Below are 9,705 nucleotides of genomic sequence, written 5' to 3'. Positions count from 1 at the left end.
CCGACCGGGGTATGCACAGCCTGGAGCAGCGGGTGTGGGCTGCGCTGGAGCGCATCGCCAAATTCAACAGCGTGACCGTGCCCGACGGTGTGATGCTGCGCGTGAGCCAGTCCGACCTGGCCCAAGCCGCCTCTGCCTCGCGCCAGCGGGTTAACCAGCAGCTGCGGCATTTTCAAGAGCAGGGCCTGATCCGGTTGGGCTACCGCAACATTGTTTTGCTGCGCAAGGCCCCGCTGCGCTGAGCGCTCTGAGCCGCATGTGGTCACTTGTGGTTCAGCTTTTAACGCCTTGCCTGATACAGTGAATTGTCCTTTTTGCCACAGCGCAGCCCGCGTTTTTTCCGGAGCCCCAACGTGACCCCACTGACCGATCTGCACGCCACCCGCGGCCCAGCGCCAGCCCACATGTCGCCCGAAGAGTGGCAGGCACGCATTGACCTGGCGGCTTGCTACCGGCTGGTGGCGCACCACGGCTGGACCGACCTGATTTACACCCACATTTCACTGCGGGTGCCGGGCACCGCGCATTACTTGATCAATCCCTTTGGTTGTTCTTTTGACGAAATCACGGCGTCGAGCCTGGTCAAGATCGACAGCGATGGCAACAAGGTGGACGACAGCCCGCACGATGTGCACCGTGCCGGATTCGTGATCCACAGCGCCATTCACACGGCGCGCGACGATGCCCATTGCGTGCTGCATTTGCACACCCGTGCCGGCATGGCGATTTCGATGCTCAAGTGCGGCCTGCTGCCGCTGAGTCAGCACGCCATGATGTTCTATGGCAAGGTGGCGTACCACGAGTCAGAAGGCCTGGCTGTGAACCTGCAAGAGCGCGAGCGCTTGGCCAGCGATCTGGGCAACCACATGGTCATGGTCTTGCGCAACCACGGCACGCTGGTGGTGGGCTACACCGTGGCCGAAGCCTTCAGCAGCATGTGGCACCTGGAAAAAGCCTGCCAGGCCCAGCTCGACGCCATGGCCTGCGGTCAAGCGTTGAACTTTCCGCCGGACGGCGTGGCCGAGCAGATCAGCCGCTTGGGCTTCAACAAGGCCGCGCTGCGCGAATACCCCGCGGGGCGCAGCCCGCTGGGCTGGAAAGAATGGCCGGCCATGCTGCGCCTGGCCGACAAGGTGTCGCCCGGCTACGCGGTGTGACCTGGCACACGCCTTGCTGTGTCATGGCCACCTTTAACACCTATTTGTATAGACAGCAAGATGGTGCAATTCCCGATGCCTTTTGGGGCGGAGTGCCTGATGATGCACTTTGCTGTGCGGATGTTGGGAGAGATGTTGTTTCCTGCACGCGGGCAGCTTTTTCTTTTGGCATCATCCTGTCTATACAAGTTGAATGGGGTGTTGGTGGTGGCTTTGTGCCTGCTGGTCGGTGCCGTTTTCGGCCATGTCAAGCGGGCTTGATCAACAAAAAGGAGTTCCTTCATGCGCAAGTCAAACGTCAAATTCGCCTCGCTGATCCTGGCCGGTGCGGTCACGGCCAGCCTGGCCTTTCAAACGCAAGCCCAGGAGGTCAAACTGGCCCTGGGCATGTCAGGCTGGACGGGCTTTGCCCCGCTGACCCTGGCCGACAAAGCAGGTTTGTTCAAGAAACACGGTCTGGAGGTCGACATCAAAATGATTCCCCAGAAAGACCGCCACCTGGCCCTGGCCTCCAAAGCCATCCAGTGCGCTGCCACCACCGTGGAGACGCATGTGGCTTGGAACACCAATGGCGTGCCCATTGTTCAAATCTTTCAGCTCGACAAGTCATTTGGGGCCGACGGCATTGCGGTGCGCGGCAACATCAACAATTTTGCTGACCTCAAGGGCAAAAGCATTGGCGTGGATGCGCCCGGCACGGCACCTTATTTCGGCTTGGCCTGGATGCTCAGCAAAAACGGCATGAGCATGAAAGACGTCAAGCTCGTCTCCTTGTCACCCCAGGCGGCGGCCCAGTCCTTTGTGGCCGGCCAGAACGATGCGGCCATGACCTACGAGCCCTATTTGTCCACTGTGCGCAACAACCCACAGGCCGGCAAGATTTTGGCCACCACGCTCGACTACCCCATGGTCATGGACACGGTGGGCTGCGCCCCTGATTGGCTCAAGGCCAACCCCAAGGCCGCGCAAAGCCTGGCCAATGCCTACTTTGAGGCCTTGGAATTGATCAAGAACGACCCGGTCAAATCCAACGAAATCATGGGCGCAGCCGTGCGGCAAACCGGCGAGGCTTTTGCCAAATCATCGTCCTTCCTGCGCTGGCAAGACAAAGCGGCCAACCAGAAATTCTTTGCCGGTGAATTGCAAACTTTCATGAAGGACGCTGCCGCCATCTTGCTGGAAGCCGGTGTGATCCGCAGAGCACCCACCGACTTTTCGGTCATGTTCGACACCAGCTTCATCAAGTAAAGCATGACCTCCGCACACCCGACTTTGACCCCATCGAACGCTGTGCGGCCACGCCGCCGCGCACTGGCTCCACTGGAGCCGGTGCGCGCGCAGTCACGGTGGTTGCTGGGCATCGGTTTCTTCATTCTTTTTTTCAGCGCATGGGCGTTTTTCACGCTGGGTGGTTATGTCTCACCCACCTTTTTGGCCAGTCCGGTGACCATGGTGCAAGAGGCCATCCTCTTGTTCACCGAATTCAATTTTTCCCACGACATCGCCATGACGATTTGGCGGGTGCTGGCCGGCTTCATTTTGGCCAGCCTGATCGCCGTGCCGCTGGGCATTGCGATGGGCGCGCACAAAGGGGTGGAAGCCTTCCTCGAACCCTTTGTGTCCTTTTGCCGCTATTTGCCCGCCTCGGCCTTTATCCCCTTGCTGATTTTGTGGGCGGGCATTGGCGAGTTGCAAAAAGTGTTGGTGATTTTCATCGGCTCGGTGTTTCAGATTGTGCTGATGGTGGCGGTGTGCGTGGGCGCAGCGCGGCGTGACTTGGTCGAAGCCGCCTACACGCTCGGCGCCGCGCCGTCGGGCATCGTCAAGCGGGTGCTGATTCCGGGTGCCGCGCCCGAGATCGCCGAGATTTTGCGATTGGTGCTGGGCTGGGCCTGGACCTATGTGATCGTGGCCGAATTGATCGGCTCGTCCTCGGGCATTGGGCACATGATCACCGACAGCCAGGCGTTGCTGAACACCGGCCAGATCATCTTCGGCATCATCGTCATCGGCCTGATTGGCTTGGTGTCTGACTTTGCTTTTAAGGCGCTCAACCGCCGCCTGTTTGCCTGGAGTTCACTGTGAGCAATCAACTGTCGATCCAAGGCGTCTCGCGCGTTTTCATTTCGCCTAAGGGCCAGCCAACACAGGCCCTCACCCCGGTGGATTTTGAAGTGCGCGAAAACGATTTCGTCACCATCCTTGGCCCTTCGGGTTGCGGAAAATCCACCTTGCTGCGGATCGTGGCGGGGCTCGATCAGCCCACCACCGGCCAGGTGCTGCTGGACGGCGTGGCCGTGCAAGGCCCGGGTGCCGACCGAGGCATGGTGTTCCAGAGTTACACGCTGTTTCCGTGGCTGAACATTGAGCAAAACATCCGCTTTGGCCTGCGCGAACGCGGTATGCCCGAGCACGAACAAAAAGAACGCTCCGATGACTTCATCGCCAAAGTGGGCCTGCGGGGGTTTGAACAACACTTTCCCAAGCAATTGTCAGGCGGCATGCAGCAGCGCACCGCGATTGCGCGGGCACTGGCCAACGACCCCAAAATTTTGTTGATGGACGAGCCCTTTGGCGCACTGGACAACCAGACCCGCGTGCTGATGCAAGAGCTGCTGCTGGGCATTTGGGAGTCGGCGCAAAAAACCGTGCTTTTTGTCACGCACGACATCGACGAGGCGATTTTCATGGCCAATCGTGTGGCGGTGTTCAGCGCCCGCCCCGGCCGCATCAAGACAGAACTGGCGGTGGATTTTCCGCACCCCAGGCATTACACGATCAAGACCTCGCCCGAGTTCATGGCCTTGAAGGCGCAGCTGACCGAAGAAATTCGGGCCGAAGCCATGGCCACCGACACGCATTGAGTGCATCCCACTTCGACACCCCGGTTTTTGCGCTTTGAAGATCCCCCCATGACCCGCACTGCAGCGTCCATCGCCAATCAGCGAGACCGCGCCGCCCACAGGCCCCAAACCCTGACGGGCGAGCCCGTGGCCCTGTTCCAGCAGGTGAAAGACCACATCGCCCGCAAAATCCAGGACGGCAGCTTGCGTGCAGGTGACCGCCTGCCGTCTGAGCACGAGTTGGTGGCGCAATTTGGCATGTCGCGCATGACCGTGAACCGGGCCTTGCGCGAACTGGTGGACCAAGGGCGCATCGTGCGTGTGGCGGGTGTGGGCAGTTTCGTGGCCGAGAAAAAGCCGCAGTCCACCTTGCTGCAAATCGTCAACCTGGCCAGCGAAATTCGCCAACGCGGTCACGACTACACCTGCGAGATGCTGGTGGTCGAGCGTGTCGCCGCCACCCTGGAAGTGGCGGCCGCACTGAACGTGCGCACCGGCGAATCGGTGTTCCATTCGGTGTGCGTGCATTTTGAAGACGGCGTACCCATTCAGCTGGAAGACCGCTTTGTCAACCCGAAAGTGGTGCCGGACTTTGCCCAGCAAGATTTCTCGCAACAGCAGCCTTCGGAGTTTCTGGTGCGCACCGTGCCCTTTGACGAAATCGAACATGTGGTCGACGCCGTTTTGCCCACGCCTGAGCAAGCCCAACGCCTGCACATGGACGCGGCCGAGCCCTGTTTGCTCTTGACCCGCCGCACCTGGACGCAGGGCGTGCCGGTCACGCTGGTGCGCTGCCTGCACCCGGCCAGCCGCTACCGCCTAGGCAGCCGCTACAGCGCCAGCGGCAACCCGATATCGACCTGATGCCCTTTGCCCCGCAGTGCACCCCTTGTTTGCTGAACAACCCATACACATGACGCCCCCATTTTTGAAACTCATGCCCGGCCAAGTGCCTTTGGCCGACTGGTGCGCCATTTACCGGGGCGCCACACCCACGCTGGACTCAGCCTGCGCAGCCGCCGTGCAAACCAGCGCCGACAGCGTGGCCCGCATCGTGGCCAAAGGCGCGCCGGTGTACGGCATCAACACCGGCTTTGGCAAATTGGCCAGCGTGCGCATTCCGGCCGAAGACCTGGAGACCCTGCAACGCAACATCGTGCTGTCGCACGCCGCAGGTGTGGGCGAGGCCACGCCGGTGGCCATCACGCGTTTGATGATGGCGCTCAAAATCGCCAGCTTGGCGCAAGGCGCTTCGGGCATTCGCCCGGCCACACTGGCTTTGCTCGAAGCCATGCTGGCCCAAGGCATCATCCCGGTCGTGCCTGGTCAGGGTTCGGTGGGCGCTTCGGGCGATCTGGCACCGCTGGCCCACATGACGGCCGTGATGATCGGTGTGGGCGATGCCGAAACGCCCCAAGGCCGCCTGCCCGCCAAACAGGCGCTGGCCAGCGCGGGCCTGACCCCGGTGACGCTGGGGCCCAAAGAAGGTTTGGCCCTGCTCAACGGCACGCAGTTTTCCACCGCCAACGCATTGGCGGGTTTGTTCGAGGCCGAGCGCCTGTTCCAGTCGGCCCTGCTCACCGGCGCTTTGGCCACCGATGCGGCCAAGGGATCGGACGCGCCATTCGATGCCCGCATCCACCGCCTGCGCAAACACCGGGGGCAGATCGCTACCGCCGAAGCCCTGCGCCAGTTACTCAGCGGCAGCGCCATCCGGGCCTCGCACCTGCAAGGCGACGAGCGGGTGCAAGACCCGTATTGCCTGCGCTGCCAACCGCAGGTCATGGGCGCATGCCTCGATGTGTTGCACAACGCCGCGCAGTTGCTGGAGACCGAGGCCAATGGCGTGTCCGACAACCCGCTGATCTTCAGCGACACCGACGAATCGCTGTCCGGCGGCAACTTCCACGCCGAACCCGTGGCCTTTGCGGCCGACATGATCGCCATGGCCATTTGCGAAATCGGCTCATTGGCCGAACGCCGCATTGCCATGCTGGTCGACCCGGCGCTGTCGGGCCTGCCCGCTTTCCTAACCCCCAAGCCAGGCCTTAACTCGGGCTTCATGATCCCGCAGGTCACCGCCGCTGCGCTGGTGTCTGAAAACAAACAACGCGCCTATCCGGCCAGTGTCGACTCCATCCCCACCTCGGCCAACCAAGAAGACCATGTGTCCATGGCCGCGCACGGTGCGCGCCGCCTGTTGCCCATGGCCGACAACGCCATGGCCGTGATCGGCATTGAATGGATGGCTGCTGCCCAGGGCTGCGATTTTCATACGCCGCTGCACACCAGCGCGCCCCTGGTCGCCGCGATGGCTTTGCTGCGCACACGCGTGGCGCATCTCGACGACGACCGCCACATCCAACCCGACATGCAAGCGGCCATCGACATGGTCAAGAGCGGGGCCTTGCTGCAAAGCGGCTCGGGCCTTAATTTGCCCGGCGTGCGTTGAACGACTTTGATTGATCCATTGTTTACCCTCAAGGAGTCCCCATGACCACCTCCATCGACCCCCGCCTGGACCCCACCCGCGTGGTGCGCGCCCCGCGTGGCACCCAGTTGACCTGCAAAAACTGGGTCACCGAAGCGGCTTACCGCATGGTGCAAAACAACCTCGACCCCGAAGTGGCCGAGAACCCCCAGAGCCTGGTGGTGTACGGCGGTATTGGCCGGGCCGCCCGCGACTGGGCTTGCTTTGACCAGATCCTGGCTTCGCTCAAAGACCTGAACGAGGACGAGACCTTGCTCATCCAATCCGGCAAGCCGGTGGGCGTGTTCAAGACGCACGCCAACGCCCCGCGTGTGCTGATCGCCAACTCCAACCTCGTACCCAAGTGGGCCAACTGGGAACACTTCCATGAACTCGACCGCAAGGGCCTGTTCATGTACGGGCAGATGACGGCCGGCTCGTGGATTTACATCGGCACCCAAGGCATCGTGCAAGGCACGTTCGAAACCTTTGTCGAAGCCGGACGCCAGCACTACAACAACGATTGGGCAGGCCGCTGGATTCTGACGGCTGGTTTGGGCGGCATGGGCGGCGCGCAGCCTTTGGCAGCCACGCTGGCAGGCGCTTGTTCGCTCAACATCGAATGCCAGCAAAGCAGCATCGACTTCCGTCTGCGTACCCGCTATGTGGACAAACAAGCCAAAGACCTGGACGATGCCCTGGCCTTGATCGCGCAGCACACAGCGGCCAAAGAGGCGATCTCGATTGCTCTGCTGGGCAATGCGGCAGAGATCTTGCCCGAGCTGGTGCGCCGCGCCAAAGCGGGCGGCATGCGCCCCGATTTGGTGACCGACCAAACTTCGGCGCACGACTTGATCAACGGTTACTTGCCACCGGGCTGGACCGTGGCGCAGTGGAAAGACGCACAGCTCGATCCCGCACAACATGCCCGCCTGAAGGCTCAAGCCTCGCAGGGCTGCGCGACCCAAGTACAAGCCATGCTGGACTTCCAGGCCCTGGGCATCCCCACGGTGGACTACGGCAACAACATCCGCCAGGTGGCGTTTGACCATGGCGTGAAAAACGCCTTTGATTTCCCTGGCTTTGTGCCCGCCTACATCCGCCCCATGTTCTGCGAAGGCAAGGGCCCGTTCCGCTGGGTGGCCTTGTCGGGCGACCCCGAGGACATCTACAAAACCGACGCCAAGATCAAGGAGCTGTTTCCGAACAACACGCACACCCACCGCTGGCTGGACATGGCGCGCGAGCGCATCAGCTTTCAGGGCTTGCCCGCACGCATTTGCTGGCTGGGCCTGGGCGAGCGGCATTTGGCCGGACTGGCCTTCAACGAGATGGTGCGCACCGGTGAATTGAAAGCCCCCATCGTGATCGGGCGCGACCACCTGGACACGGGATCGGTGGCCAGCCCCAACCGCGAGACCGAAGCCATGAAAGACGGCACCGACGCCGTGAGCGACTGGCCGCTGCTGAACGCCTTGCTCAACACCGCAGGCGGCGCCAGCTGGGTCAGCCTGCACCATGGTGGTGGCGTGGGCATGGGCTATTCGCAACACTCGGGCATGGTCATCGTGGCCGACGGCACCGACGCTGCGGCCGAGCGCCTGGCGCGTGTGCTGGTCAACGACAGCGGCTCGGGCGTGATGCGCCACGCCGATGCCGGTTACGAGCTGGCCGTGGCCACCGCCAAAAAGCAGGGGCTGAAGCTGCCCATGATCAAGTGAATGCAGTGAAGCCGACCATGAGCGACGGTTTCAACTTGGCTGCCTTGCCCAGCGCCGACGGCGTCTGGCATCCCCTGCAACTGGCCCCTGAGGCTTTGGGCGCGGGCCTGCCAGCGGTGCCCGATGCGGCCATCGTGGTGGCGCAAGGCTTGATTGCCTGGGTGGGGGCGCATGCAGATCTGCCTGACGCCTACCTTCAGCTGCCTCGGCACGATGGTCGGGGCGCGCTGGTCACGCCGGGGCTTGTGGACTGCCACACGCACCTGGTGTACGGCGGGCAGCGTGCCAACGAATTTGCCATGCGCCTGGCCGGTGCCAGTTACGAAGAGGTGGCGCGTGCCGGGGGCGGCATCGTGTCCAGCGTCAAGGCCACACGCGAGGCCAGCGAAGAAGAATTGTTCGACGCCGCTGTGCCTCGCTTGCAAGCCTTGCTGGCCGAAGGCGTTTGCGCCATTGAGATCAAATCGGGTTATGGCCTGAGCCTGGCGCACGAGCGCAAACAATTGCGCGTGGCCCGACGGCTGGGCCAGGCCTTTGGCGTCACGGTGCGCACCACGTTTTTGGGCGCGCACGCGTTGCCGCCCGAATATGCCGGGCGCAGCGACGACTACATCCGACTCGTGTGCGAAGAGATGATGCCTGCGCTGGCGGCCGAAAGTCTGGTGGATGCGGTGGATGTGTTTTGCGAAACCATCGGCTTCACGCTCGCGCAGACCGAGCAGGTGTTTCAGGCGGCGCAAACGCTGGGCTTGCCGGTCAAGCTGCATGCCGAGCAGCTGTCAGACATGGGCGGCTCGGCGCTGGCGGCACGTTACGGCGCGCTGTCATGCGACCACATCGAACACCTGAGCGCCGAGGGCATCGCCGCCATGCGGCAAGCGGGCACGGTGGCGGTGCTTTTGCCCGGCGCTTACTTCACCCTGCGCGACACCCACATGCCGCCGATTGCCGCCCTGCGCGCAGCGGGCGTGCCCATGGCCGTGTCCACCGACCACAACCCGGGCACGTCCCCTGCCTTGAGCTTGCTGCTCATGGTCAACATGGCGTGCACCTTGTTTCGCATGACGGTGCCCGAGGCCTTGGCGGGTGTGACGCGCCATGCAGCGCAGGCGCTGGGCTTGCAGGCCACGCACGGGCGCATCGCGGTCGGCTGCCCCGCCAATTTTGTGCTGTGGCCTTTGGGCGATGTGGCCGAGCTGGCCTATTGGCTGGGCCAACGCCCGGCCTGCAGCGTGGTGCGACAAGGTCGTTTGGCGGTCGATGGCATGGCCTTGTACCGAATGAGCCCCTTGCCCGAACATCCACCCTTGTGACCTCTTCAGCCATGACTTTTCACACCACCGAACCCCCGTTTCGTTTTCGCCAGGGCTCGCGCCCTTTTCTGATTTCGATGCCGCATGTGGGCACGCATGTGCCGCCTGCATTGGCCGCACGCCTGACCGACGAAGCCCGGCGCGTGCCCGACACCGACTGGCATCTGGAGCGCCTGTACGACTTTGCCGATGCGCTGGGGG

General features: G+C 62.6%; 10 protein-coding genes. All 10 read left to right on the top strand.

Annotated features, from left to right (window positions below):
• Positions 1-242: helix-turn-helix domain-containing protein (locus ACIQ47_RS12870; protein WP_396438495.1), on the top strand; the 242-nt coding region annotated here is incomplete at its 5' end.
• Positions 243-353: 111 nt separating this feature from the next.
• A complete protein-coding gene (locus ACIQ47_RS12865) occupies positions 354-1,157 on the top strand; it encodes a class II aldolase/adducin family protein (RefSeq protein WP_396438494.1) in 804 nt (267 codons plus the stop codon).
• Between the two features lie 282 nt (positions 1,158-1,439).
• Positions 1,440-2,405: an ABC transporter substrate-binding protein gene (locus ACIQ47_RS12860; RefSeq protein ID WP_396438493.1), complete on the top strand. Its 966-nt coding sequence runs from the start codon at positions 1,440-1,442 to the stop codon at positions 2,403-2,405.
• A 3-nt stretch (positions 2,406-2,408) separates the two neighbouring features.
• Positions 2,409-3,242, top strand: a complete 834-nt coding sequence (locus ACIQ47_RS12855) for an ABC transporter permease (protein WP_396438492.1) — start codon at positions 2,409-2,411, stop codon at positions 3,240-3,242.
• Positions 3,239-4,021: an ABC transporter ATP-binding protein gene (locus ACIQ47_RS12850; protein ID WP_396438491.1), complete on the top strand. Its 783-nt coding sequence runs from the start codon at positions 3,239-3,241 to the stop codon at positions 4,019-4,021. The genes ACIQ47_RS12855 and ACIQ47_RS12850 overlap by 4 nt, the downstream gene beginning before the upstream one ends.
• Positions 4,022-4,069: 48 nt before the next feature.
• Complete coding sequence (hutC, locus tag ACIQ47_RS12845; RefSeq protein WP_396438490.1) at positions 4,070-4,864, top strand: histidine utilization repressor; 795 nt, start codon at positions 4,070-4,072, stop codon at positions 4,862-4,864.
• A 49-nt stretch (positions 4,865-4,913) separates the two neighbouring features.
• Complete coding sequence (hutH, locus tag ACIQ47_RS12840) at positions 4,914-6,452, top strand: histidine ammonia-lyase (RefSeq protein ID WP_396438489.1); 1,539 nt, start codon at positions 4,914-4,916, stop codon at positions 6,450-6,452.
• 41 nt (positions 6,453-6,493) lie between these two features.
• Entirely contained in the window at positions 6,494-8,191 is a 1,698-nt protein-coding gene (gene hutU / locus ACIQ47_RS12835; protein WP_396438488.1) for a urocanate hydratase, read from the top strand.
• Between the two features lie 17 nt (positions 8,192-8,208).
• Complete coding sequence (hutI, locus tag ACIQ47_RS12830; protein WP_396438487.1) at positions 8,209-9,504, top strand: imidazolonepropionase; 1,296 nt, start codon at positions 8,209-8,211, stop codon at positions 9,502-9,504.
• A gap of 11 nt (positions 9,505-9,515) precedes the next feature.
• On the top strand, positions 9,516-9,705 hold a 190-nt coding region (locus tag ACIQ47_RS12825; protein ID WP_396438486.1), incomplete at its 3' end, for an N-formylglutamate amidohydrolase.

The sequence above is a fragment of the Limnohabitans sp. genome, assembly GCF_044373035.1.
Taxonomy (GTDB): domain Bacteria; phylum Pseudomonadota; class Gammaproteobacteria; order Burkholderiales; family Burkholderiaceae_C; genus Limnohabitans_A.
The sequence above is the reverse complement of the archived record's forward strand: the minus strand, read 5'-3'. Positions and strand labels throughout refer to the sequence as shown.